General features: G+C 58.7%; 25 protein-coding genes. 14 read left to right on the top strand and 11 right to left on the bottom strand.

Annotation, left to right across the window (positions count from 1 at the left end):
- Positions 1-30: 30 nt before the first annotated feature.
- From ACJ8IN_RS01775 to ACJ8IN_RS01725, 11 genes are all read right to left on the bottom strand, one after another.
- Positions 31-423: a DUF4150 domain-containing protein gene (locus ACJ8IN_RS01775; protein WP_004934933.1), complete on the bottom strand. Its 393-nt coding sequence runs from the start codon at positions 421-423 to the stop codon at positions 31-33.
- A 16-nt stretch (positions 424-439) separates the two neighbouring features.
- The gene (locus tag ACJ8IN_RS01770) at positions 440-1,075 is read right to left on the bottom strand and encodes a DUF3540 domain-containing protein (protein WP_308325837.1); all 636 of its coding nucleotides are present in this window, start codon (positions 1,073-1,075) and stop codon (positions 440-442) included.
- 30 nt (positions 1,076-1,105) lie between these two features.
- Positions 1,106-2,173 carry a pentapeptide repeat-containing protein gene (locus tag ACJ8IN_RS01765; protein ID WP_308325836.1) on the bottom strand — a complete coding sequence of 356 codons (1,068 nt, stop codon included), beginning with the start codon at positions 2,171-2,173 and terminating at the stop codon, positions 1,106-1,108.
- Entirely contained in the window at positions 2,170-4,722 is a 2,553-nt protein-coding gene (locus ACJ8IN_RS01760) for a DUF2169 family type VI secretion system accessory protein (protein WP_308325835.1), read from the bottom strand. Before ACJ8IN_RS01760 ends, ACJ8IN_RS01765 begins: the two co-directional genes overlap by 4 nt.
- Before the next feature lie 170 nt (positions 4,723-4,892).
- Positions 4,893-5,393, bottom strand: coding sequence for a hypothetical protein (locus ACJ8IN_RS01755; RefSeq protein WP_047571538.1), 501 nt, complete (start codon positions 5,391-5,393; stop codon positions 4,893-4,895).
- Positions 5,394-5,494: 101 nt separating this feature from the next.
- Positions 5,495-5,884 carry a DUF3592 domain-containing protein gene (locus tag ACJ8IN_RS01750; RefSeq protein ID WP_033647801.1) on the bottom strand — a complete coding sequence of 130 codons (390 nt, stop codon included), beginning with the start codon at positions 5,882-5,884 and terminating at the stop codon, positions 5,495-5,497.
- Positions 5,885-5,894: 10 nt separating this feature from the next.
- A complete protein-coding gene (locus ACJ8IN_RS01745) occupies positions 5,895-8,234 on the bottom strand; it encodes a type VI secretion system Vgr family protein (RefSeq protein WP_033647800.1) in 2,340 nt (779 codons plus the stop codon).
- 809 nt (positions 8,235-9,043) lie between these two features.
- A complete protein-coding gene (locus tag ACJ8IN_RS01740) occupies positions 9,044-10,078 on the bottom strand; it encodes an NADP-dependent oxidoreductase (protein WP_308325834.1) in 1,035 nt (344 codons plus the stop codon).
- 85 nt (positions 10,079-10,163) lie between these two features.
- Positions 10,164-10,583: a universal stress protein UspC gene (gene uspC / locus ACJ8IN_RS01735; RefSeq protein WP_033635011.1), complete on the bottom strand. Its 420-nt coding sequence runs from the start codon at positions 10,581-10,583 to the stop codon at positions 10,164-10,166.
- A 197-nt stretch (positions 10,584-10,780) separates the two neighbouring features.
- Positions 10,781-10,996: a transcription modulator YdgT gene (gene ydgT / locus ACJ8IN_RS01730; protein WP_033635010.1), complete on the bottom strand. Its 216-nt coding sequence runs from the start codon at positions 10,994-10,996 to the stop codon at positions 10,781-10,783.
- 54 nt (positions 10,997-11,050) lie between these two features.
- Positions 11,051-11,413, bottom strand: a complete 363-nt coding sequence (locus ACJ8IN_RS01725) for a hypothetical protein (RefSeq protein WP_047571540.1) — start codon at positions 11,411-11,413, stop codon at positions 11,051-11,053.
- A 928-nt stretch (positions 11,414-12,341) separates the two neighbouring features.
- On the opposite strand from ACJ8IN_RS01725, the gene flhD reads away from it, so the two are divergent.
- The 14 genes from flhD (at position 12,342) to vapC (ending at position 25,352) form a co-directional block, all read left to right on the top strand.
- A complete protein-coding gene (flhD, locus tag ACJ8IN_RS01720) occupies positions 12,342-12,692 on the top strand; it encodes a flagellar transcriptional regulator FlhD (RefSeq protein WP_033647796.1) in 351 nt (116 codons plus the stop codon).
- The gene (gene flhC, locus ACJ8IN_RS01715) at positions 12,692-13,276 is read left to right on the top strand and encodes a flagellar transcriptional regulator FlhC (RefSeq protein ID WP_016927281.1); all 585 of its coding nucleotides are present in this window, start codon (positions 12,692-12,694) and stop codon (positions 13,274-13,276) included. Before flhD ends, flhC begins: the two co-directional genes overlap by 1 nt.
- A 145-nt stretch (positions 13,277-13,421) precedes the next feature.
- Positions 13,422-14,312, top strand: a complete 891-nt coding sequence (gene motA / locus ACJ8IN_RS01710) for a flagellar motor stator protein MotA (protein ID WP_047025446.1) — start codon at positions 13,422-13,424, stop codon at positions 14,310-14,312.
- The gene (motB, locus tag ACJ8IN_RS01705; protein ID WP_060423696.1) at positions 14,309-15,379 is read left to right on the top strand and encodes a flagellar motor protein MotB; all 1,071 of its coding nucleotides are present in this window, start codon (positions 14,309-14,311) and stop codon (positions 15,377-15,379) included. The genes motA and motB overlap by 4 nt, the downstream gene beginning before the upstream one ends.
- Positions 15,376-17,397 (top strand): chemotaxis protein CheA, encoded by a 2,022-nt coding sequence (cheA, locus tag ACJ8IN_RS01700; protein WP_308325833.1) that lies wholly within the window; start codon positions 15,376-15,378, stop codon positions 17,395-17,397. Before motB ends, cheA begins: the two co-directional genes overlap by 4 nt.
- Positions 17,398-17,429: 32 nt before the next feature.
- On the top strand, positions 17,430-17,930 hold the full coding sequence (gene cheW / locus ACJ8IN_RS01695; RefSeq protein WP_025303271.1) for a chemotaxis protein CheW: 501 nt from the start codon (positions 17,430-17,432) through the stop codon (positions 17,928-17,930).
- 195 nt (positions 17,931-18,125) lie between these two features.
- The gene (gene tsr, locus ACJ8IN_RS01690; protein ID WP_047571542.1) at positions 18,126-19,796 is read left to right on the top strand and encodes a methyl-accepting chemotaxis protein; all 1,671 of its coding nucleotides are present in this window, start codon (positions 18,126-18,128) and stop codon (positions 19,794-19,796) included.
- Between the two features lie 76 nt (positions 19,797-19,872).
- Complete coding sequence (locus tag ACJ8IN_RS01685) at positions 19,873-21,489, top strand: methyl-accepting chemotaxis protein (RefSeq protein WP_033653630.1); 1,617 nt, start codon at positions 19,873-19,875, stop codon at positions 21,487-21,489.
- Between the two features lie 37 nt (positions 21,490-21,526).
- On the top strand, positions 21,527-22,399 hold the full coding sequence (gene cheR / locus ACJ8IN_RS01680) for a protein-glutamate O-methyltransferase CheR (RefSeq protein ID WP_025159837.1): 873 nt from the start codon (positions 21,527-21,529) through the stop codon (positions 22,397-22,399).
- Positions 22,399-23,448, top strand: a complete 1,050-nt coding sequence (locus ACJ8IN_RS01675; RefSeq protein ID WP_033635003.1) for a protein-glutamate methylesterase/protein-glutamine glutaminase — start codon at positions 22,399-22,401, stop codon at positions 23,446-23,448. The genes cheR and ACJ8IN_RS01675 overlap by 1 nt, the downstream gene beginning before the upstream one ends.
- A gap of 102 nt (positions 23,449-23,550) precedes the next feature.
- Entirely contained in the window at positions 23,551-23,940 is a 390-nt protein-coding gene (gene cheY / locus ACJ8IN_RS01670; protein WP_004934862.1) for a chemotaxis response regulator CheY, read from the top strand.
- A gap of 10 nt (positions 23,941-23,950) precedes the next feature.
- Positions 23,951-24,595 carry a protein phosphatase CheZ gene (gene cheZ / locus ACJ8IN_RS01665; RefSeq protein ID WP_004934858.1) on the top strand — a complete coding sequence of 215 codons (645 nt, stop codon included), beginning with the start codon at positions 23,951-23,953 and terminating at the stop codon, positions 24,593-24,595.
- Between the two features lie 125 nt (positions 24,596-24,720).
- Positions 24,721-24,954: a type II toxin-antitoxin system VapB family antitoxin gene (gene vapB / locus ACJ8IN_RS01660; RefSeq protein WP_041035628.1), complete on the top strand. Its 234-nt coding sequence runs from the start codon at positions 24,721-24,723 to the stop codon at positions 24,952-24,954.
- A complete protein-coding gene (gene vapC / locus ACJ8IN_RS01655) occupies positions 24,954-25,352 on the top strand; it encodes a type II toxin-antitoxin system tRNA(fMet)-specific endonuclease VapC (RefSeq protein ID WP_033640020.1) in 399 nt (132 codons plus the stop codon). The genes vapB and vapC overlap by 1 nt, the downstream gene beginning before the upstream one ends.
- The last annotated feature ends 102 nt before the right edge of the window (positions 25,353-25,454 follow it).

Here is a 25,454-nt window from a genome sequence, read left to right as displayed (position 1 = left end):
TTTGAATGGCTGTGTAATAAGGCGCCGTCATCAGGGCGCAAGCAGCAACACTTTTAATTGGCTCGGCACGATGCGCATGCCGAGCGCGTTGGTGGAATTCTGCAGGCTGAGGCTGGTCAGCCGGGTGGCCGGGGTGCCTTTGAGCAGCACGGTAAAGGCGCCGGTCAGGTGGCGGGACGGCCCCATCACCGTCCCGGAAGCGACGCCGGTGGCCACGCCGGGGTTGTCGCCGTTGGTCAGTGGCGTCACCGTCGCCATGTTGTGCGCCGGGGTGCCGACGAACAGAATGTTGAACGCGTTCGGGATGGCGGTCGGCGCCAGGGCGATATCCGGGTAGGGCACGGGCACCGGCGCCGGGCTTGGCGTCAGACAGACGTCGGGAAACGCCAGGTCCACGCCGATCATTTGGCTGTTGGCAAACATAAAAGGCCTCCGCAGGTTATCCGACGTGGATTTGTTCCGAATCCAGCTTGGTGATGTCTTTTGAAGTAATGAGCGTGTTGCGGGCATGAATGCGGGCGTAATCTTCCGCCTGGTAATCCAACTGCCCGGCGCGCACGTGCTCGGTCTGGCGCACTTTGCGGAACAGCGAATGGCTGATCTGGCTGACCGAATGCCACAGCGACTCGCAGCGTTTGCCGACCAGGCGGCTGATGCTGACGAAGGCCGACAGCTCTTCGCCGCTGTATTTCATCTTGTCGACCTGGCAGTCGCCGCTGTTCGCCTGCAGCGTCATGGCGTCGCCGCTCAGTTTCAGCGCCTGCGCGCCGTGCAGCGACAGCGAGCCGCTCGGCGTTTCAATGTGCAGATCGCCCGCAACGCTCAGCCGCGCCGCGCTTTGCGGTTCCGCGCGCTCAAGGAGGGCGATCGCCCACAGCTGGTGGCCGCAGCCGGCGACTAGCACGCTATCGCCGAGGGCCGGCGTCAGCAGGCAGCTCGCCGCCCGGCGGCAATGCCAGCCGCGGCCTTCGCACTCCACCACCAGACTGCCGTCCGGCAACAGGTTGACGACCTGGCCGGCGGCCTGCTGGGGCGGTGCGATGTTGACGGCGCGGGTTGTGTTGGCAACGCTCATGGTGATCCCCTCGTGAAGTGGTCAATGCATTCAGATTCGGCTCTGGCGCTGTGCGCTCCAGGTTTCGGCGGCGTACAGCTCTTCGTCGCGCTCGAGAATTCCGCTGCGATCGCCCCAGCGCGTTTGCTGCTGATGGGCGCGGTGCATGCGGGTGCGCATAAAGCGCGCGCGGCGGAAATCGGCGGCGCCGATGTCGGCATAACAAAAGTCGGCGTAGGTCAGGTCGCTGTCGCTGAAATCACAGCGCGCCGCGCGGCTGTGCTGGAATACGCATTGATACAGGCGCGCCTGGCTGAAGTTGGCGGCGTCCAACGTCGCTTCGCTGAAGATCGCCTGATCGAACTGCCCGCCGCGGCACTGCGCGTGGGTCAGATTGGCCTCCAGCCACAGTGACTGCTGCGCCTGCACGCCCGCCAGGTTGGCGCGCCGCAGCGAAGCGCCCTTGAAGTTGCTTTGACGCAGCGTCGCCTGGCTGAAATCGACGTCGTCCAGTTGGTTATCGGTAAACTGGCAGGCGATCAGGCGCTGCCCGGCGTAACTTTTGCCGCGGTGGTCACATTCGAAAAACGTGACGCGGTCGAAATCTGCCCCTTCAAACCGTGTGTCACGGAGGTTTAATCGGAAGAACGTGACAAGAGATAACCGCGCCTGATTCAACGCAGCGCCGTCGAGCGGGCTTTCGTAAAAGGTGGTGCGATCGTGCTGAGTGGCGGAAAAATTCGCGCCGGCCAATTGGCATGACATCCAGTGGCTTTGGTTGAGCGCCAGCCGGCTGAAGTCGCCCTGTTCAAGCCGGCAGTCGTTGAACATCGTCAGTTCGATATGGCTCTCGCTGAAGCGGCCGCCCGACATGGCGCACTGGTTGAAGGCCGTTTGCTTCAGGTTCGCCCGTGCAAATTGCGCCTGTTCAAGCCGGCAATTGCTGAAGACGCTGTCGCGCAGATCGCAATCGGAGAAGTTCACGCCGTTCAGGTTCAGTTCGTTGAACATGCCGCCGGCCAAATCCATACCGGCGAATGACAGGCCGTGCAAATCCTCACCGGCAATCAGCTCGCCGCGTTTCACGCGCTGGCGTATTTGCTCTGGCTCTGAGGTCATACTTCCTTCCCGTTGTGGCGAGGCAATGTTTTCACCCTGGCGGTATAGGCGCCCTCGAGCCGGGTCGCCTGATCCACTTGCGACTGCGACAGGTCGGCCCGGAACAGATTGGCGCCCTGCAGGTCGGCGCCCGCCAGCACGCATTTTTGCAGGATCGCCGCAATGAAATTGGCGTCGCGCAGGTTGGCGCGAGACAGATCGCTGCGAATGAACAGGCTGCCGCTGCCGTTGGCCTGACGGAAATCGGCCTCGTTCAACCGGGTTTCCGACAGGTCGCAATTATTGAGACGCGCTCGGCTGAAATTGGCCCGCTGCAACGGCATCTGGCGTAAATTGCACTGGTTTAGCGTCGCGTCGCTGAAATCCGCCTGCGGCAGCAGCGTCTTTGCCGCGAAGGCGCAGGCCGTGAGGCGTGCGGCGCGGAAACTGAGGTTTTGCGTCTCGGTATCAACCCAGGCGCAGCTTTCCAGCCGCGCCCGATCGAAGTTCACCGCCTGCAAGCGGCATTTGACGAAGCTGACTTTGTCGAGCCGGGCGTGGCTGAATGTCAGCTGCTCCAGTTGCAACTCCATCAGCGTAATGTTGGCCAGCGTGGCGCGGCTGAAATCACACTGCCCGAGCAAGGTTTCGTATCCCAGCAAATCGCGTAATGAGGCCCTCGTGAAATCGCAGCGTTGAAACAACGTTTGCTGAATGTTGGTTTCGTGCAGCTGCGCGCCGCCGAAATCCGTCGCTTCGCATTTCGCCAGGGCCAAAGAGGCGTGGCTCAGATCGGCCTGCTGCAAGACGGCGCCGCTGAGATCGGCGCGCGCCAGCATCGCCTCGCGAAGGTCGCAACCCACCAGTTGGGTTTGGCGCAGATTGGCGTTTTCCAGCAAAGCGCCGCGCAAGTTAGCCTGGCAGAGATCCATGCCGGACAGATCGGCGCCGGTGAGATCAAGACCGCTGAGATCCTTATCGCGCAGCATGGCGGCGGTGACGCGTTGGCGAATGATTTGCGCCAGATCGCCGCTTAAACGCAGCGCAGGGCTTTGCGCCTGTGCCGACATTAAATACATTTGGTGCAGCGCGCGCTCGCTTTCCCCCAGCTGTTTTTCGCTGAACGCGTCGGGATGCCGGCGCGCCTCCTGGAACAGCAGATCGCGCTGCTGCTGGTAGCTTTCCGCACCGGATGGCGGCACGTGATCCCCACCGGGATTGCGCGGATCGATACCCTCGGCTTGCGCCAGCTTGAGCATGTCCTGATACTGCGCCTCGGCCTGGCTTTCCAGACGCTCGACGAATTCGGCGAGTTGGTCCAGCTTCGGCGGCGCGTCTTGCGACGGCAGCGGGAACAGTTCATCGATGTCCTGGCCTTCACGCAGCAGGCGCTGGCGGTGCTCTTCGCGCTGCCGGTGCTCGTAGGCGGCGATATTTTCCGCCATCGGGCTTTGCTGCGTCGGCGTTTCCGTATCCAGCCAGGCGCCGATGCACGCTTCCGGCAACAACTCTTGCTCACGAAACGCGTGCAGAGCCCCCCGTTCCTTATCCAGCCGCTGGGTCAACACCTGCCGATAATGCGCGGTGGAGCGGGGCTCGCCTTCGATTTCCAAAGCCGGCATCAGCTGCATTACGTCGGCGGCATCGTCTTCATTGATGCGTGTGCTGCCCTGATAAATCAGCAGCATCTGTTCCCTATGCGGGAAGAACCAGACGGTGGTGTGGCGCATCGCGATTTCTTCGAAATGCGTTTCGTCGCCGCGCAGCCGGTTGATGAAACAGCGTGTGCGCCACGGCGGCAAATGACCTTGCTGCACCGGTTCTGAAGGGTGCATGTTCCAAATTCGATAGGCGGCGCGGGGCGGCAAGCTGTCGTGTTGAGGAAACTGCTGATCGCTTTCCGCCATGTTGAACAGGCGCCAGTCGATATCGTTGGCGAAGCCGGGAAAGCCGTTTTTCAACCAGTCGGCGTCGTAGTTTTTACCGATGCGGGAGAAGCGGCGTGGCCAGGTGATATCCAACGCGTCAAAGCTTGCCGGTTGCGCGCTTTGCCGAGGAGACGCGAGGCGCCCCTGCAGCGGTTCAACATTGGGTAGGCGATGGATACGGCCTTGCGGAAATGTTTCTGGAGTGGCGCCGATGCCGTGCGGATTATCGGCGAACTGGGTGCCGCCGTAAGCCCGGCGCCAGTCCAGACGCATTTCTGCAAAAGGGAGGGGAGTGGAGGGACGATCGTTGATCCAATGGCGATCGCCGAAAACCACCAGCGTTTTTTCCAGAGAATCCAGCTGGATCTTCACGGCGCAAGCGGTTTTGTCTTGTTGATGGTGGGTGTAGGCGTTGCCGGTAGCGAGAAACTCCGCGCAGGCTTTGGGAATAGCCAAATCGAGCACGCCGCCGCTCAGCGTAAGTTCTTCGGCGGCCAACTGCCACAGCTCCGGTTCGGGGCGCAGGCGCGGGGAAGCCCCCATATCGGCCAAGGCCAAAACGGAAACGCCCAGATGGTTTTGCCCTTGCCAAGAGAAGGGGCGATGAAGCGCGCTGAGGCGCAGAGGTTTTACGACTTTCATTGTGTGTGTAAAGCTTCCTGTGGATATCAGCTGGCAGCCAGGCTGCTGCTCAAAAACAATCCGTTTTTCGGTTTAATAGATATCAGGCTATGTCACAACAGATGAAGAAAACGATGCGGCGTTCAGCGCCGATCGTTAATGCGGGGAGGGCCCCGCTTCGAAAGGGATGATCAAGAGGACAGTGCGCCGTCCTTCCCGTTTATTCCGCGAGCCAACAGCACGACGGCGACGGACAATGCCGCGGCGATCGCCTTGGCGATAAATTGGCCGGCGCTCTCCAGGTGATAGGGGGCAAAAAACTCGACGTCGGCGGTGCCCAGAATCAGCAGCGCGGCGAGCGCCGCAAAACAGGGCAGCTCTATCGCCAGCGCCAGTCTGCCGGTGGGCGCCGCACCCAGGTAACCCATCAAAAAGCCGGGCAAAATCAGGAACCCGATCAATTCTGCGGGGGCATTCACCGCAGACATCACCTGCTGGTTGTATTTCAGCAGCGCCAGCATCAGCGCGACAAAGATCAGCAACCGCGCAGGCAACGCGGCCGCTCGGCTGGCCGACAAAAAGGTTTTGCCGATCGCGGCGAGCAAGACGCAGCCAACCAGGATGCCAAAGAAGGTAAACAGGATTTGTCCCCAGAGGCTGTCCTGCGTCGAAAAGGCAATGAACGCGCCCATCGTGACACTTCCTTATGCAAGGTGAGTTAGCGAACCGATGAACGATAAGCCGTTGGCAGAGCGTTGCAATCGGATAGCGTGATTGAAAGGAGCCTTTTCGCTCAAAGCCGGGAAAGCTCTTCGATCACCGCTTTTTTGGGGTTCTTCGGGTCGTACTTGATCGCGGTGAAATGGCCCGGCTGATAACGCGGCAGATCCACGACGCTGATCGGGCCCTTCGCCACGGCCGTATGGTTTTTTCCGTCTTGGGCGATGTATTTGACTTCGACTTCGCAGACCGGCCGATTCCCGTCCCACAGGTTGGTCTGGCGAATGCTGACGATTTGCCCGGAGGCGGAAATACCGTTCTCCATCACGCTGAGGGAAGAACCGATATGTTTGAAATAACCCCAGATATCGACCGTGATGAATTTGAAAAAACCCACCAGGCTGAGGATAGGAGCCAATAAAATCAACCCGATAACGGTGAGAACATTTTTGGCCTTCGACATGGGAGTCCCTTTATAAAAAGATCGCCAGCGCCTTGGTGCTCAACCGTAAGGCGCCGTTGGTCACCAGCGCGCCAAGCTGAGTGAACGTCATGGGATCGTTACTGAGCTTGAAATTGGTTTTGCTGATCGCCAGCGGATTGTGCGAGATATCCAGCATCGTGTGTTTCAGGCTGGCTCCTGTCAACGCAAGATTGGAGCCGTAGAAGGCGAAGTTGGCCCCGGTCGCCACCCATTTCCAACCGTGGCAGTTATCTTTCCAGCTCGGTGTCTGCACCGACACGCCGTCCGCGCTGGTGATGTTGATCGTTTTCGCTTTGATGGTCAGCGTGCCGGTGATCGTCGTGCTCTGATCGTTTTTGTAGGTCTCGGTGACATTCCCGGTGACGGTAGCGGTTTGGCCGCCGCCTTTAACCGTCAATTCCTGCCCGCCGGCGGTGATGGTGGTGTGCTGCCCGCCGGAGGTGATGTTGACCGTTTGCCCTTGCTTGATGGTGCTGGTTTGTTGCCCTTCGGTAATGTCGAGGGTCTGATTGCCCTTCACCGTGACGTGTTGGGTCTGCGTAATGTTTTGCGTCTGCGCGCCGTCAAGCTTGAAGGACTGATTGCCGGTGATGTCGATTTTATCGCCGCCGTCGATAATCGTCAGGTCGCGGCCGCCTTTGATGTTCACCGTCTGGTGGGCGTTCAGGTTGGCGGTTTCCAGCCCATCGACGGTGGTAGTGCGTTTCGCTTTGTACAGGAACGTGGCGTCGCCGGTGACGGTGTCGTCCTGCTTGCGGCCGATGGTGGTGGTGCGGCTGCCGTCAATATTGACGTTCTTGTCGTTTTCCACCGTCATGTTCATGTTGCGTTCGGCGTGCATGTCGAAAGATTCGTTGCCGGGCGAGTCTTCCAGGAACAGGAAGCTGGCGTTGTCGGCGCCGCCGCCTTTGCTGCGGCTCATAAAGCCCATTTTGGTGGCGTCGCCGGGCAGATCCCACGGCGGCATGCTGTCTTCGTTGTAAACGCGGCCGGTGATGATAGGGCGATCCGGATCGCCGTTGATAAAGTCGACCACCACTTCTTCGCCCACGCGCGGGATCTGGATCCCGCCGTATTTCCAGCCGGCCCAGGCGCTGGAGACGCGCACCCAGCAGGAACTGGTTTCATTGCCGCTGCCGTGGCGATCCCAACGGAATTTGAGTTTCACCCGGCCATATTTATCGGTCCAGATGCTTTCGCCTTCCGGCCCCACCACTTCGGCAGTTTGCGGGCCGTGGGTTTTCGGCCAGGGCGTGATGCGCGCCGGGCGCCAATTGATGTCCGCCGGAACGACCTGAAATTCGGTACGCTGCTCGCCGACGTCGTTATCATTGCTGGCGTAGCTGTTTTCCTGCATGAAGTAATGCGCGCTGACCACCAGGTAGGCGCGGTTGTCCTCCATACGCGGCGCCTGGATCAGTTGAAAACGGTAGCCGGGCGCAATGCCCTGCGAACTGCCTTCGCCGCTCATCTGCTCGTGCTGCGCTTCGAACTCCTGCTGGCGAACCTTGACGTAAAACTGGCCGTGGGCGTGATCGGTATAACGCCCGGGCCAGTCGAACACCTCGGCTTTGTCCTGCGCGAACGAGGCGGGATTCTGCCGCGCCTCCAGCAACCGCGCGCGCGGCTTGCGAAAATCGTAGTCATCCAGGCTATACAGGCTGGGCGTGATGGCGTCCGAAACGCTCCAGCTGTTGATGCTGTCTTTGTTTTCCACCAGGCCGCCTTCCGCGAGCTGATAGGGAATGCTGGCGTAGCCGGCGAGTTCCTGATGCGCCGACGGCGCGTCAGCCAGCACCAGCGTATGGCCGTCTTGCTGGTGCGTGAAATAGTAATAGATGCCTTCGTGCTCCATCAGGCGACTGATGAAATCGAAATCGCTCTCCTGGTACTGCACGCAGTACCCCCAGATGCGGTAGTCGTAACTCAGGCGGTTATCGATTTTCACCTGATACTGCCCCAGCACCTGAGTCAGGATGTCGGGAACGGTCTTTTCCTGGTAGATGCGAAAATCGCGGTTTTGCGTCAGATACCACAGCGTGGGGCGCAGCACGGCGCGGTAGATATAGTAACGGTTGCCGCCGGCTTCCCTTCCGGAGAGGGTCATACGCGTGATATTGCCGTTGAGATAGCGCGGCGCCAGCGGATTGCCCCGCAGCTCCAACGTGATTTTTTGTCCCAGCAGCGCTTTCAGATCGAGCCGATTGTCGGGGCTGAGCAGCTCGACGTCGAATTCGAACAATCCGGCCAGTTTTTCCTCACCGGAAAGGCTTCTGAACAACAGCTGATGGGAGGGCAAAGGCGTGTGCGCAATGATAAGGCGATCCATACTATTCCTCGCTTTAGGCATAGCTACCGCACGAGAATTGACGCGCGATCCCGATGGCGTATCTGTCACGAATGGAGACAGGAACTGACGAAAGATTTAACAAAGTTTACACAAAGGCACGATTTGTGCAGTCTACAATAGAGCTCTGCATTTGCAAAATAGCCTTGTGGATCAATGCTCAATTCGTTAACTTGCTCACGATCTTGGTTTTAATCATCTAAAACATATACATGCGAGTAGATCATTTTTTATCTCAAATTATTGGATAATTGGTAATACCAAAAAATAAATCTGTAACACTTAAGTCAACATGCTTATAAAACAACTCTTTTTTTACGTAAAAAAAGTCACTGACTGTTTTTTATCCTTACCATTTGCCACTTAAAGATGTTCAAATATATAAATTTTACGAATGTTAATTCGGATGATTCCTATTTGGTGGGCGTGGAAAGCCCCCTCTGCAGGCCGTTGGTCGAGGGGTTGAACGATTGATAATGCAGCAATTATTAATGTGGACAGGGAGCGAAGGCGATTTGGCTTATCAGGCCGCAGAGCCAGATTAAGACCGAGTCGCGCTGCGCCTGCCGGCCGGCGATCGGCTCAATGGGGAAAGACGTGATGGCCAATTCGTCAGGCAGCGGGAGAATGAGTACGCGTTGCGCGTTTGCCGGCGGCGGCGCATCCGGGCAAGCCGCTGGCGGCGAGGGTGGAAGCGGTGCGCACTATCGTGCAGGTGACGCTGACGGTAGAGGAGGATGTGCGATTCGGCGACTAAAAGCAGGGCGTGGTGTACCACGCCCTGCTAGAGGTTATTCGTCGGCGACGCGGATCACCAATTTGCCGAAGTTTTTACCCTGCAGCAGGCCGATAAACGCCTGCGGCGCCTGCTCCAGCCCGTCGACGATGTCCTCGCGGAACTTGATTTTTCCCTGTTCGACCCAACTGCTCATTTGTTGCAAGAACTCGTCAAAGCGTGAGCCGTAGTCGTCGAAGATGATAAAGCCCTGCATACGGATGCGTTTGCGCAGGATCAGCCCCTCCAGCAGCGGCAAGCGGTCCGGCCCCGCAGGCAACCCGGTGGCATTGTAATGGGCGATGATGCCGCACACCGGAATGCGCGCTTTGGTGTTCAACAGCGGCAGTACGGCGTCGAACACCGCCCCGCCGACGTTTTCGTAATAGATGTCGATGCCTTTAGGGCAGGCGGCCGCCAGCTGTTCGGCAAAGTCAGGGGCGCGGTGATCGATGCAGGCGTCGAAACCCAACTCTTCCACCACATAGCGGCATTTTTCCGCCCCGCCGGCGACGCCGACGACGCGGCAGCCTTTCAGCTTACCGATTTGGCCGACCACCGAACCGACCGCACCGCTGGCGGCGGCCACCACCAGCGTTTCCCCCGCCTGCGGTTGGCCGATGTCGAGCAGCCCCATGTAAGCGGTAAATCCCGGCATGCCCAGCACGCCCAACAGGCGGGAAGGATGCGGCAGGTGCGGGCCGAGGTTGCGCAGGCCGCTGCCGTCAGACAGGGCGTAATCCTGCCAGCCGTCATAACCCAACACCCAATCGCCGACGTTGAAATCGGGATGCTGTGAAGCCGCTACGCGCGATACCGTGCCGCCCACCATCACCTGACCGATCTCCACCGGCGGCGCGTAAGAGGGGGCATCGCTCATGCGCCCGCGCATATAAGGATCCAGCGACAGATAAACGGTGCGCAGCACCAGCTGTCCGGCGCCGGGCTGCGGTGCGGGGACGGTATCGAGTCGGAAGTTGGTCGCCGTCGGTTCACCGTGCGGACGCGAGGCCAGCAGGAAGCGGCGGTTCTGTTGAGAAGAAGGGGACATCGAAAGCTCCTTTGCGTTGCGACAAACAAGATGCGTTAAGCCTAGTCCAGGGGCGGCAAGGCAACGTTACCGAATGTGCTTAGCCTTAGAGCGGAACGATCAGCACGTCGATATGGCTGATATTGATAAAGCGGGCGGCGGAACAAGAGACCTTATTCATCATGCCGTCGCGATGATTGCCGCAGATCAGCAGGTCGAACGGCTGACGGCGGCTGGCGTATTCCAGGCTGTCACCCAGCTCGCCGTGCACGATCAGCGCATCGGCGATCGGGTAACCGGCGCGTTGACGCAGTTCCTCCATAAACAGCCGGGTTTCCTCCTCCATCAACGAGCGCAAATCACCCAGCATCGGCCCGGCGAAATTATTGTACATTTCCGGGTTGGCGAGGGTGCTTAACAAGGTGATGCTGCCGCCGTAAGGGCGGACGATGGAGACGGCTTTTTCCACCAGGCGGTGGCTGTCAGGGGCAACGGCGACGGTGACCAGAACGTTTTGATACCCCATATCCCACTCCTTGTTGTATCCATCGCATTTCAGGCTGCCGCATCGGCGGCCTTGGCGGAGGTACTGCGTCGGATAAAGGGTAGAGCCTGGCGGGGGGAATAAATGTGTTTCGCATCACGCGCGGCAATAAAAGCCGAATTTACCCCGGTTATATAGCAATAAAAGATAAAACCGTTGCCGCACGTAATTTCACTGAATTAAAGCACCTGCGCCCACAGCGTTTTCGGCACCTTGCCCAGATCGAACAATTTACCGGCAACCAGCTCGGCGCGACGGTGGTCGGCGGCGCGGTACATGTTGCTCATTTCTTTATCATTTTCAATGGAGTAGTTCAGTTTGTCGTACACCTTCTCCAGGCTGTCCAAAGAGGAGCATTTACGGAATGTCAGCAGATATTCGAGCGTATCGGTCATGATTAAAATATAGCCTGTTAATAGTTAAAGCCGGGTGAATAACACATCGGCGGCTCACGGCGACGCCGTCGAGGCAGCGATGTACGACCTGACAAAAATCATTTCAAGTAGATAAATTGCACCGGGTAATGATGTCACGCCGCACGTAGCGGCGCTTTGATAAATCATAATATGCCAGTGCGCCGTCAGCAATCTCATCCTGCTGATAAACGGATAAATAGGGAAAGTCTCAGGGCGGCTGACGGCCGACGCGTCGTCGTTCTTGCCGTGCACAAGCTCGCGGCGCCGCGCCAGGCCATCTTTTGCGGTGATTTTTTCACCGTCCGTGGTGCCGCTGCGGCATTGGGCGGTGTTTGTCGTCGTCGCTTGCGCTGAAAAGCCGTTTTTCTCGATGGGGAAATATGAAGAGTAAAACAAAACTGCGTTTTATTTTATGACAATGAAGTGATGAAAACGTAAGCCATGTAAATAATCTCTGGGGGAGAGAGAATTATCACGGCGACAGAAAAAGAAATAAAAGGCATTAAAGTTTTATGGATTGCTGCCGATATGTCGTTTTGGGGAACTCTAATGTAGAAAAAGCATTCTTGCATCGCGCTAATACGGAAACATATCGTTACGTCTGTTAGCTTGTTCACTACGCCTGCGAATCATTGATAAGCCATAATCACCTGATGCGGAAAATTAGAACAGCTTCAGGCTGAGGGCTTAAGTCAAATCCGATAGCTAATAACCTTATAGTTTACGCAGGTTATTTTTCAGCTTGGATATTTTTTAGTAACTCAAATGGTTATTTATACTGAGTTTGTCGCCTATATACAGATTTTTGTTCTGTTATTTTGGTTTGGTGATGCTTTTGTTCGAATTGATCTAAAAAAGATAATTTTTTGGCGGATAAACATTGTTTTTAAGACGTTTTTTTACCTATGGCTGTTTTGTGAACAAAATGGCGGTTAATAAGTGAGCGTATTTGGGTGTATTTGGCTTAATTATTTTTTATTTTTGTGATCTATGTCACATTGTATTTAAAATTGCCTCTCACTTACATTGTGTGTGCTAATGGTTCGGGGGTAGAGTTGCGCTGCTTTAGGAATAATCTTATTAAATTTGTAAAAATAGTTTCATGGTGACTAAACACTATCGAAGCAGAATGCTGTACATCCATACACGTTGGTTTACGCTCGTAGCAAATACTGAACAGTGGTCAAATTTAGCGATTGTTGAAAATTATAGCAGTCGTTTTTGAGAGATTAATTTGCCAGCTTTGGGAAACAACCCAGGTCACGGGCGATAAAATTTATCACCCAGCGTATGTTTTTAAACATAGTCTGTCGGGATGGGGAATATGGGTACGTCTGAATTACTTAAGCATATTTATGACATCAATCTGTCATATTTACTTTTAGCACAGCGTTTGATCAACGATGAAAAAGCCTCCGCGATGTTCCGTCTTGGTATTGATGAAGCCATGGCCGATGCGCTGGCGCAGCTGACTTTGCCGCAAATGGTGAAACTGGCCGAGACCAACCAGCTGGTTTGCCACTTCCGCTTTAACGAAAGCCAGACCATCGAACGCCTGACCAAAGAGTCGCGCGTCGACGATCTGCAACAAATCCATACCGGCATTTTGCTATCAAGCCATTTACTGCAAGAGCTATCGAGTAAAGACGCTAGCCCGACGAAGAAAAGAGCCTGATGATGGTTGAGAAAAGTATCGTTCAAGAAGCCAAGGACATTCAGCTCGCCATGGAGCTGATTTCGCTGGGAGCCCGATTGCAAATGCTGGAGAGCGAAACCCAGCTTAGCCGCGGGCGCTTGATTAAACTTTACAAGGAGTTACGCGGCAGCCCGCCGCCAAAAGGAATGTTACCGTTCTCAACCGACTGGTTTATGACCTGGGAACAAAATATTCACTCGTCGATGTTTTACAACGCCTACCTGTTTCTGATGAAAAGCGGGCAGTGCAGCGGAGTGGAGGCGGTGATCAAAGCCTATCGCCTCTACCTGGAGCAGTGTCCTCAGCAGGCCGGCGAGGCGCCGTTGCTGGCGCTGACCCGTGCCTGGACGCTGGTGCGTTTCGTCGACAGCGGCATGCTGCAGCTCTCTGCCTGCAGCTGCTGCGGCGGCGCATTTATCACCCACGCGCACCAGCCGCTGAACGGTTTCATCTGCAGTTTATGCCAACCCCCATCCCGCGCCGTAAAAAGACGTAAACTTTCGCCGCAACTGGCCGATATTATTCCTCAACTGCTGGACGAGCAGGTCAAACGCGCCATTTGAGCCGCCACATTGCCGGCTCTCGGCAATGAATACCGACGTGTGATACGCAGGGGCGGCATGCCGCCCCCAGACACGCAGCCTGGTCTGTCGCGCCAGGGCGCGTTTGCCCCACCTTCCATCCACTTTGTTAATTTAAGGAATGCGTGTGCTAGTTATTTTGGGTTATCTGGTGGTATTGGGTGCGGTGTTTGGCGGCTACCTGATCGTGGGCGGCCATCTCGGTGCGTTGTATCAGCCGGCGGAGTTTCTGATTATCGGCGGGGCGGGGGTCGGCGCTTTCATCGTCGGCAACAACGGCAAGGCAATCAAAGCCACGCTGCGCGCGCTGCCGCGGCTGATGCGCCGTTCCAAATACAACAAAGATCTGTACATGGATCTGATGGCGCTGCTGTTCCGCCTGCTGGCCAAATCGCGCCAGCAGGGCATGCTGTCGCTCGAGTTCGATATCGATAATCCGCAAGAAAGTGAAATTTTTTCTAATTATCCGCGCATCCTTGCCGATAACACCCTGGTGGAGTTCATTACCGACTATTTACGGCTGATGGTGAGCGGCAATATGAATGCGTTCGAGATCGAAGCGCTGATGGACGAAGAGATCGAAACCTACGAGCAGGAAAGCGAAGTGCCCGCCGGCAGCCTGGCGATGGTGGGCGACTCCTTGCCGGCGTTCGGTATCGTCGCGGCGGTGATGGGGGTGGTGCACGCCCTGGCTTCGGCCGATCGGCCGGCCGCGGAACTGGGCGCGCTGATCGCCAACGCCATGGTCGGTACTTTCCTCGGCATTTTGCTGGCCTACGGCTTCATCTCGCCGCTGGCCACGTTGCTGCGCCAGAAGAGCGCCGAAAACGTCAAGATGATGCAGTGCATCAAGGTCACGCTGCTGTCGAGCCTGAACGGTTACGCGCCGCAGATCGCCGTCGAGTTTGGCCGCAAAACGCTGTATACCACCGAACGTCCTTCTTTCGTTGAGCTGGAAGAACACGTGCGCCGCGTGAAAGCGCCAGCGCAGCAGGTGACGGAAGAAGAAGAAGCATGAAACAGAATCATCCGGTCGTTCTGGTCAGAAAGCGCAAGTCGCATCATGCCGCCCATCACGGCGGCTCCTGGAAGATCGCCTATGCCGACTTTATGACGGCGATGATGGCGTTCTTCCTGGTGATGTGGCTGCTGGCGATCGCCAGCCCGCAGGAGCTGACGCAAATCGCCGAATATTTCCGCACGCCGCTCAAGGTGGCCCTGACCAGCGGTGACAAGAGCAGCTCCGAAAGCAGCCCGATCCCGGGCGGCGGCGACGATCCTACGCAGCAGCACGGCCTGGTGAGAAAGCAGGTCGATTCGCCGGACAAGCGCGCCGAAGAGCTGCGCCTGAACAAGCTGCGCGAAAAGCTGGATGAGTTGATTGAGTCCGATCCGCGCCTGAAGGCGCTGCGCCCGCATCTGCTGATCAACATGATGGACGAAGGGCTGCGCATCCAGATTATCGATAGCCAAAACCGGCCGATGTTCAAAACCGGCAGCGCGCAGGTCGAGAGCTACATGCGCGATATTCTGCGGGCGATAGCGCCGATCCTCAACGATTTGCCCAACAAGATCAGCCTGTCCGGCCACACCGATGATATCCCTTACGCCAGCGGCGAGCGCGGCTACAGCAACTGGGAACTGTCGGCCGATCGCGCCAACGCCTCCCGGCGCGAGCTGATCGCCGGCGGCCTGGCGGAAGGCAAGGTGCTGCGGGTGGTGGGCATGGCGGCCACCATGAGCCTGAAACAGCACGGCGCCGATGACGCGATTAACCGTCGCATCACCGTGCTGGTGCTGAATAAGCAAACGCAAGAAGGCATCGAACATGAAAATGCCGAAAGCAACGCGATGGATATCGCCCAGCCGGACAGCCTGAAACAGCTGGCGCCGTCGGCGACTGCGCCGGCCAGCCAAACGCCGGAACCCTCGGCGGCAGCCCCGGAGCCGGCGGCGTCAACGCCAGCGCCGAGCGTCACAGCGCAGGCATCCCCGGCGATAGCCCCGGCCGATCAGGCGCCGGAACAACCGGCGGCCGCACCCGCACCGACTAACCGCGACTCACAGCCAGAGGTGACCCCGTGAGCATGGACATTAGCGATTTTTATCAGACCTTCTTTGATGAGGCGGACGAGTTGCTGGCCGACATGGAGCAACATCTGCTGGAGCTGGATCCGCTGGCCCCCGATATCGAGCCGTTGAACGCCATCTTCCGCGCGGCGCACTCGATCAAGGGCGGCGCGGCGACCTTTGGCTTTTCGGTGCTGCAGGAAACCACCCACCTGCTGGAGAACCTGCTGGACGGTGCAAGACGCCAGGAAATGAGCCTGAGCACCGAGATTATCAACCTGTTTCTGGAAACCAAAGACATTATGCAGGAGCAACTGGACGCCTATAAAACCTCGCAACAGCCTGACGCCGAAAGCTTTGAATACATTTGCCAGGCGCTGCGCCAGCTGGCGTTGGAAGCGCAACAGCAGCAGGCGGCGCCCGCGGCTCAACCGGCCGTTCAGCAGCCTGTCGTGAAGCCGGCGGCCGCGCCGGCGGCGATCGAAGGCGGCATGCGCATCAGCCTGAACGGGCTGAAAGCCAGTGAAATCCCCTTGATGTTGGAAGAGCTGGGCAACCTCGGTGAGGTTAAAGACCCTCATCAGACGGAACACAGTCTGGACGTGACGTTGCTCACCTCCGCTAGCGAAGACGACATCAGCGCCGTGCTGTGCTTCGTGCTGGAACCGGAACAAATCAGCTTCTCGACGCCGACGCCGAGCGAACCGGCCGTCGCAGAAGCTAGCTTACCGGCAGCGGTCGCCGTGTCGGAACCTGCGCCAGCGCCGGTCGCCAGCGCCGCGCCGCCTGCCGCTAAACCGGCCGCCGCAGCGGCGGAAGCGCCGAAAGCGCGCGCCAAGGCGAGCGAGTCCACCAGCATTCGTGTGGCGGTGGAAAAGGTGGATCAGCTGATCAACCTGGTGGGCGAGCTGGTGATCACCCAGTCGATGCTGGCGCAGCGCTCCGGCACGCTCGATCCGGTCAACCACGGCGATCTGCTGAACAGCATGAGCCAGCTGGAGCGTAACGCGCGCGATCTGCAGGAGTCGGTGATGTCGATCCGCATGATGCCGATGGAATACGTCTTCAGCCGCTACCCGCGCCTGGTGCGCGATCTGGCCGGCAAGCTGAACAAGCAGGTGGAGCTGACGCTGCAGGGCAGCTCGACCGAACTGGACAAGAGCCTGATCGAACGCATCATCGATCCGTTGACGCACCTGGTGCGCAACAGCCTCGATCACGGTATCGAAGAGCCGGCCACCCGCATCGCCGCCGGCAAATCGGCGGTGGGCAATCTGGTGCTGTCGGCCGAACATCAGGGCGGCAACATCTGTATTGAGGTTATCGACGACGGCGCCGGCCTGAACCGCGAAAAAATTCTCGCCAAGGCCGCGTCGCAAGGGCTGGCGGTGAGCGAAAGCATGAGCGACGAAGAAGTCGGCATGCTGATCTTCGCGCCGGGCTTCTCCACCGCCGAGCAGGTGACCGACGTTTCCGGCCGCGGCGTCGGCATGGACGTGGTGAAACGGAATATTCAGGAGATGGGCGGCCACGTCGAGATCCGTTCGCAGGCCGGCAAAGGCACCACCATCCGCATCCTGCTGCCGCTGACGCTGGCGATCCTCGACGGCATGTCGGTCAAGGTGAACGACGAAGTCTTTATCCTGCCGCTGAACGCGGTGATGGAGTCGCTGCAGCCGCAGGCGGAAGATCTGCATCCGCTGGCCGGGGGCGAACGCGTGCTGCAGGTGCGCGGCGAATACCTGCCGCTGGTGGAGCTGTATCGGGTATTCGAAGTGGACGGCGCCAAAACCGACGCCACGCAGGGCATCGTCGTTATCCTGCAAAGCGCCGGCCGCCGCTATGCGTTGCTGGTGGATCAACTGATCGGCCAGCACCAGGTGGTGGTGAAGAATCTGGAAAGCAACTACCGCAAAGTGCCGGGCATCTCCGCCGCGACCATTTTGGGCGACGGCAGCGTGGCCTTGATCGTCGATGTCTCGGCGTTGCAAACCTTGAACCGTGAAAAGCGTCTGACGGACGCCGCCGCATAATAATGAGTTTATTGATTTAAAAGGTGAATGATATGGCAGGATTGGCAGCCGTCAGCAAATTGGCTGGCGAAACGGTAGGGCAAGAGTTTCTGATTTTCACCCTGGGCAATGAGGAGTACGGCATCGATATCCTCAAGGTGCAGGAAATTCGCGGCTACGATCAGGTGACCCGCATCGCCAACACGCCGGCGTTCATCAAGGGTGTCACCAACCTGCGCGGCGTGATTGTCCCGATCATCGATCTGCGGGTGAAATTCTCGCAGCAAAGCGTGTCTTACGATGAAAACACCGTGGTGATCGTGCTGAACTTTGGTCAGCGCGTGGTGGGCATCGTGGTCGACGGCGTTTCCGACGTGCTGTCGCTGACCGCCGAGCAGATCCGCCCGGCGCCGGAGTTCGCGGTGACGCTGGCGACCGAATACCTCACCGGTCTCGGTTCGCTGGGCGAGCGCATGCTGATCCTGGTGGATATCGAAAAGCTGCTGAGCAGCGAAGAGATGTCGCTGGTCGACAGCGTGGCGAAAAGCGTCTGATTCATGACCCCAGGGGGCAGGGCGCTGCCCCCTTCATCCATCACTCTTCCTGACCTGTCGCGGCGCCGCAGACCGCGCCCGGAACCCCCACTAAAAATAGTTACTTTCCCGCATAAAGTTTTGCCGCACGGCGCCGATAACTCTCACATTCAACGTCATCAGAGCCTGTCTGCGCGGGCTTCAACAAGGGAAATCATGTTAAATCGTATGAAGGTGGTCACCAGCCTGTTGCTGGTGTTGGTGCTGTTTGGCGCCTTGCAGTTGATTTCGGGCGGACTCTTTTTCTCCTCGCTGAAAAGCGATAAGGAAAACTTTACCGTCCTGCAAACGATCCGCCAGCAGCAGTCTGAATTGAACGAAAGCTGGGTCAACCTGCTGCAGACTCGTAATACCCTGAACCGAGCGGGTATTCGTTACATGATGGATACCAACAAAATCGGCAGCGGTGCCACCGTCACCGATCTGTTGACTTCGGCGAAGAGCATGCTGACGGTCGCGGAACAGCATTACGCCGCCTATGAAAAAATTCCTCTCGATCCGCGTCAGGACGTGCAGTCCGCGGAAAAACTCAAGCAACAGTATGACATCTTGCACGGTGCTTTGACCGAACTGATTCAGCTGTTGGGCGAAGGCAAAATCAATGCCTTCTTCGATCAACCGACACAAAGCTATCAGGATGGCTTCGAGCAGATCTACAACACCTACCTGGCACAAAACGACAAGCTGTACCAAGGCGCGGTAGAAGACAGCAACAAGTCGTTCTCCTCGGCCATTTGGACGCTGGTGATCGTGTTGCTGGTCGTGTTGGCCGTGATCGTGCTCGTTTGGACCGGCATCCATCATATCCTGGTGCGCCCGCTGAACCGCATGATTGACCACATCAAACAGATCGCCGCCGGCGACCTGACTCAGCAGATCGTCGTCACCAGCCGCAACGAAATGGGCGTGCTGGCGGCCAGCCTGAAACACATGCAAAGCGAACTGATCGAAACCGTCAGCGGCGTGCGTCAGGGCGCGGACGCCATCTACAGCGGCGCGTCTGAAATCGCCGCGGGCAACAACGATCTCTCCTCCCGCACCGAGCAGCAGGCCGCTTCGCTGGAAGAGACCGCTGCCAGCATGGAACAGCTGACCGCGACGGTGAAACAGAACGCCGAAAACGCCCGTCAGGCTTCACAGCTGGCGCTGAGCGCCTCCGAAACCGCGCAGAAGGGCGGCAAGGTGGTGGCCAACGTGGTGCAGACCATGCACGACATCGCCGGCAGCTCGCAGAAAATCGCCGATATCACCGGCGTGATCGACGGCATCGCCTTCCAGACCAACATCCTGGCGTTGAACGCCGCGGTGGAAGCGGCGCGCGCCGGCGAGCAGGGCCGCGGCTTCGCGGTGGTGGCCGGTGAAGTGCGCAACCTGGCGCAGCGTAGCGCACAGGCGGCCAAAGAGATCAAAGGCCTGATCGAAGACTCGGTCAGCCGCGTCGATATGGGTTCCGTATTGGTCGAGAGCGCCGGCGAAACCATGGGCGACATCGTCAACGCCGTTACCCGCGTGACCGACATCATGGGCGAAATCGCCTCGGCTTCGGACGAACAGAGCCGCGGGATCGATCAGGTTGGCCAGGCGGTAGCGGAAATGGACCGCGTGACCCAGCAGAACGCCTCGTTGGTGGAAGAATCCGCCTCGGCGGCGGCGGCGCTGGAAGAACAGGCCAGCATGCTGACCCAATCGGTGGCGGTATTCCGCCTGAGGCCGGAAGGCCAGGAAGAGTTTAAAGCGCCTGTCACCAGCAAGGCGACGGTAACACCGGTAATCAATCATAAGAAAATGAACGCCAGCGATCTGCAGGATAACTGGGAAACGTTCTGACCGGTATCGGGCCTCTCTCGCAGCGGCCCTTTTCCCTACGTAGGCCGGTCGCCGGCCGGCTGCAAGGAGGTTCACAGTGTTTAACCGAATCCGTATCTCTACCAGCTTGTTCCTGTTGTTGATGACCTTCTGCGTTCTGCAACTGGCCAGCAGCGGCCTGTCGTATTCCGCGTTTCGTTCCGATAACCACAACCTCGACATCATCACCCTCGGCAGCCAGCAGCGCGATTCGCTCAGCCTGAGCTGGGTGTCGCTGTTGCAGGCGCGCAATACGCTGAACCGCGCCGGCACCCGTGCGGCGCTGAAACTGCCGCAGGAGCAGGTGAACGAATTGATGAGCAGCGCCCGCAGTTCGCTGCAGAAGGCCGATCTCTATTTCAATCAGTTCATGGCGGTTGAGCGCAGCAGTGAGCAACAGAGTCAGCAGACGGCAACCACCAAGGCCAGCTACGAGCGGCTGCGCGGCGCGCTGCGTGAGCTGATCGGCTTTCTGGAGAAAGGGGAGCTGCAGGCGTTTATGGACCAGCCGACGCAGAAAACCCAGGACTTGTTCGAAGCCGACTTCGTGCAGTACCTGCAGTTGGTCAACGGCGACATCAGCGAAGCCAGAGACGCCAACCAGTTCTCCTTCACGCTGGCGGGCCTGATGCTGGCGGGGGCGGTCTTGATGCTGATCGTGGTGACCGGCAGCGCCATGTGGTGGTTACGCACCATGCTGGTACAGCCGCTGAACCAGATCCGCAGCCACTTTGAACGCATCGCCGCCGGCGATTTGGCGACGCCGATTCAGGTGTATGGCCGCAATGAAATCAGCATGCTGTTCGCCAGCCTGCAACGCACGCAGCAGTCGCTGATCGGCACCGTCGGCGCGGTGCGCGACGGGGCGGAGTCGATTCTGATCGGCCTGCAGGAGATCGCCGAAGGCAACAACGATCTCTCTTCCCGCACCGAGCAGCAGGCCGCGTCGCTGGAAGAAACCGCCGCCAGCATGGAACAGCTGACCGCCACGGTGAAACAGAACGCCGACAATGCGCGGCAGGCTTCTCAGCTGGCGCGCGACGCCTCGGCCACCGCGGCCAAGGGCGGCGAACTGGCCGGCGACGTGGTGACCACCATGCACGATATCGCCAACAGTTCGCAGAAAATCGGCGCCATCACCAGCGTGATTGACGGCATCGCCTTCCAGACCAACATTCTGGCGCTCAATGCGGCGGTGGAAGCGGCGCGCGCCGGTGAACAGGGGCGCGGTTTCGCCGTGGTCGCCGGCGAAGTGCGCAACCTGGCGAGCCGCAGCGCGCAGGCGGCGAAAGAGATCAAGGTGCTGATCGACGAATCGGTCAGCCGCGTCAAACACGGCTCGGTGCTGGTGGAAAACTCCGGCGCCACCATGCAGGACATCGTGCGTTCGGTGACCCGCGTGACCGACATCATGGGCGAGATCGCGTCGGCTTCGGATGAACAGAGCCGCGGCATCGAGCAGGTGACGCAGGCGGTGACTCAGATGGATCAGGTCACCCAGCAGAACGCCGCGCTGGTGGAAGAGTCCGCTTCTGCCGCCACCGCGCTGGAAGAGCAGGCCATTACCCTGGCTGATGCGGTCGCAGTATTCCGTCTGGCGGACGATAACTTCGTCGCGCCAGGTAACAGCAACAACGCAGTTTCACCCGTGGTAAAGGAAGCCCAAGATTGTTAAACCGCATAAGCAGCACGTGTTTCCCCGGTGAGGTGGCATGAAACAGGCGCCGTCAACTTCTAACCGGGATACTGCGTCGATGTTGACGCAAATGGTGCAGCGCCTGCCGCTGTCGGACGTGCATTTTCGCCGTATCAGCCAGTTGATTTATCAACGCGCCGGCATCGTGCTGGCGGAGCATAAGCGCGAGATGGTTTACAACCGTCTGGTGCGCCGGCTGCGGCTGTTGGGATTGCACGATTTCGGCGACTACCTGGCGCTGCTGGAAAGCGATCCGAACAGCGCGGAGTGGCAGGCGTTTATCAACGCGCTGACCACCAACCTGACGGCCTTTTTCCGCGAGGCGCACCACTTCCCGATCCTGGCGGAACACGCGCGCTCGCGGCCGAACGGCTACAGCGTCTGGAGCACCGCGGCCTCGACTGGCGAAGAGCCGTATTCGATCGCCATCACGTTGAGCGATGCATTGGGCCAGCGGGCCGGCAGTTGCCAGGTCTGGGCCAGCGACATCGATACGCAGGTGCTGGAAAAAGCGGAAGCGGGCGTTTACCGCCAGGAAGATCTGCGCACCCTGACGCCGACCCAAATGCAGCGCTATTTCCTGCGCGGCACCGGGCCGCATCAGGGGCTGGTGCGCGTGCGGCCGGAGCTGGCGGCGCGGGTGAACTTTCAGCCGCTGAACCTGCTGGCGCCGGAGTGGGCGCTGCCGGGGCAATTCGACGCCATTTTTTGCCGCAACGTCATGATCTATTTCGATAAGGCGACGCAGGAGCGCATCCTGCGCCGCTTCGTTCCCTTGCTTAAGCCGGGGGGGCTGATGTTCGCCGGCCACTCCGAGAATTTCAGCCAGATCAGCCGGGATTTCTACTTGCGTGGGCAGACCGTGTATGGGCTGACCAAGGAGAGGTAATGAGTAAAATCAGAGTGTTATGCGTAGACGATTCGGCACTGATGCGTCAGCTGATGACGGAAATCGTGAACGGCCACGCCGACATGGAAATGGTGGCGACCGCGCCGGATCCGCTGGTGGCGCGCGATCTGATCAAAAAATTTAATCCCCAGGTGCTGACGCTGGACGTCGAGATGCCGCGCATGGACGGGCTGGATTTCCTCGAGAAGCTGATGCGCCTGCGGCCGATGCCGGTGGTGATGGTCTCTTCGCTGACCGGCAAAGGCTCGGAAATCACGCTGCGCGCGCTGGAGCTGGGCGCGGTGGACTTCGTGACCAAACCGCAGCTCGGCATTCGCGAAGGCATGTTGGCCTACAGCGAGCTGATTGCCGAGAAGATCCGCACCGCCGCCAGGGCGCGCCTGCCGCAGCGTTCCAACAGCCCGGCGCCGGCGATCCTCAGCCACGCGCCGCTGCTGAGCAGTGAAAAACTGATCGCCATCGGCGCTTCCACCGGCGGCACCGAAGCGATCCGCCAGGTGCTGCAGCCGCTGCCTGCCACCAGTCCGGCGCTGCTGATCACCCAGCACATGCCGCCCGGTTTCACCCGTTCGTTCGCCGAGCGGCTGAACAAGCTGTGCCAGATCACGGTGAAAGAAGCGGAAGACGGCGAGCGCGTGCTGCCGGGCCATGCCTACATCGCGCCGGGGGACCGCCACCTGGAGCTGGCGCGCAGCGGCGCCAACTATCAGGTGAAGCTGCATGACGGCCCGGCGGTCAACCGCCATCGTCCGTCGGTCGACGTGCTGTTCCGCTCGGTGGCGCAATATGCCGGCCGCAATGCGGTGGGCGTTATCCTCACCGGCATGGGCAACGACGGGGCGGCGGGGATGCTGGAGATGCACCGCGCCGGGGCCTATACCCTGGCGCAAAACGAGGCGAGCTGCGTGGTGTTCGGCATGCCGCGCGAGGCGATCGCCGGCGGCGGCGTCAGCGAAGTGGTCGAGCTGGACAGGATGAGCCAGCGCATGTTGGCGCAGATCGCCGGCGGCCAGGCATTGCGCATTTGATTTTAGTCCGCAGGGTCTACCCGGCGGCGATATGACCCAGGTTTGCCGCGCGGCGGTCTGCGGTTTTGCATCATTAAACGGTTAACTATTTCAGGAGTAACAATGGCAGACAAGAACCTCAGATTTCTGGTTGTGGACGATTTTTCCACCATGCGTCGCATCGTCAGAAATCTGCTCAAAGAGCTGGGCTTCAACAACGTCGAAGAAGCTGAAGACGGCGCGGATGCGCTGAACAAGCTGCGCGCCGGCGGTTTCGACTTCGTGGTGTCCGACTGGAACATGCCGAACATGGACGGGCTGGAGCTGCTGCAAACCATCCGCGCCGATAGCGCGCTGGCCGCGATGCCGGTATTGATGGTGACGGCGGAAGCCAAGAAAGAAAATATCATCGCGGCGGCGCAGGCCGGCGCCAGCGGTTATGTAGTGAAACCATTTACGGCGGCGACGCTGGAAGAAAAGCTCAACAAGATTTTTGAAAAATTGGGCATGTAAGGAGAGGGCGATGAGAGACATTCCAATGCCTGCCAGCGATGCAGCGACCGCGGGAGAGATCATCTCCCGCATCGGCCAACTGACCCGAATGCTGCGCGACAGCATGCGCGAACTGGGGCTCGATCAGGCGATCGCCCAGGCGGCAGAGGCGATCCCGGATGCGCGCGACCGTCTTGACTATGTCGTAACCATGACGGCGCAGGCGGCGGAACGGGCGTTGAACTGCGTGGAGGCGGCGCAACCGCGCCAGGCGGAGCTGGAATCCGGCGCCAACGCGTTGAAGGGGCGCTGGGACGAGTGGTTCGCCAATCCTATCGAACTGGACGACGCGCGTTCTCTGGTCAACGACACGCGCCAGTATCTGGATCAGGTGCCGGGCCATACGGCCTTCACCAACGCCCAGCTGCTGGAGATCATGATGGCGCAGGACTTCCAGGATCTGACCGGTCAGGTGATCAAGCGCATGATGGACGTGGTGCAGGAGATCGAAAAGCAGCTGCTGATGGTGCTGATGGAAAACATGCCGGAGCAGCCGGTGAAGGAAAAACGGCCGAACGACAGCCTGCTGAACGGCCCGCAGCTCGATCAGAACGGCGTCGGCGTGATCGCCAACCAGGCGCAGGTCGACGATCTGCTCGACAGCCTCGGTTTCTGAGGCTTATCTGGGCGCGCAGCGGCGCGCCCCGAAAGTTGCGCTGTGCCCCGCAAAGATTGATGTATATAGCGTTGCTATATACATCATGGCGGTTATAATTTGTACTCCAGTTAAAGGAGGTTGCCATGACGTTAGGTTCTGTCTTTACCAATAATCGGACACAGGCTGTACGCTTGCCTGCAGAGGTGCGTTTCCCTGATACCGTTTCTAAAGTGACCGTCCGCGTAGTGGGCAAAGAGCGCATTCTTGCCCCCCTGGAGAATACCTGGGACAGTTTCTTCTGTGCGGAAAATGAGGTGAGCGATGATTTCCTCAATGAACGTGCCGGGCAGCACCAGCGCGAGCGGGAAGATTTTTGATGTTCAGTCATATGCTGGACACCAACATTGTTATCTATGTCATTAAGCGCCGGCCGCTGGAAGTGCTGGAGGCATTCAATCGCTATGCAGGTAAAATGGTCATTTCGTCAATCACCTATGGCGAATTGGTTCACGGGGTGGAGAAAAGCGCTCGCCCAGCGGTGAACGCCAGAGTGGTTGAGGATTTTGTCTCCCGATTGGACATTCTCGATTACAGCGCCAAAGCGGCATCGCACTACGGCAACATCCGGGCTGCGCTGGAACGCCAGGGAACGCCTATTGGCGTAAACGATCTACATATCGCCGGGCATGCGCGCAGCGAAGGATTGATCCTGGTGACCAATAATCGACGCGAATTTGAGCGCGTTGAGGGTTTGCGGCTGGAAAATTGGTTGTAATGTCTCCCCCTTGATTGTCTCATCCCCTAAATAACCCGCCTTTTCCCCCGTTGTTCCGTCAATGACATCGCCAATTTTTTGGCATGCTGACCGCCATTCTTT

It is taken from the genome of Serratia sp. CY31944, assembly GCF_052169175.1.
Lineage (GTDB): Bacteria > Pseudomonadota > Gammaproteobacteria > Enterobacterales > Enterobacteriaceae > Serratia > Serratia sarumanii.
This window is presented reverse-complemented; position numbering and strand designations above follow the sequence as displayed.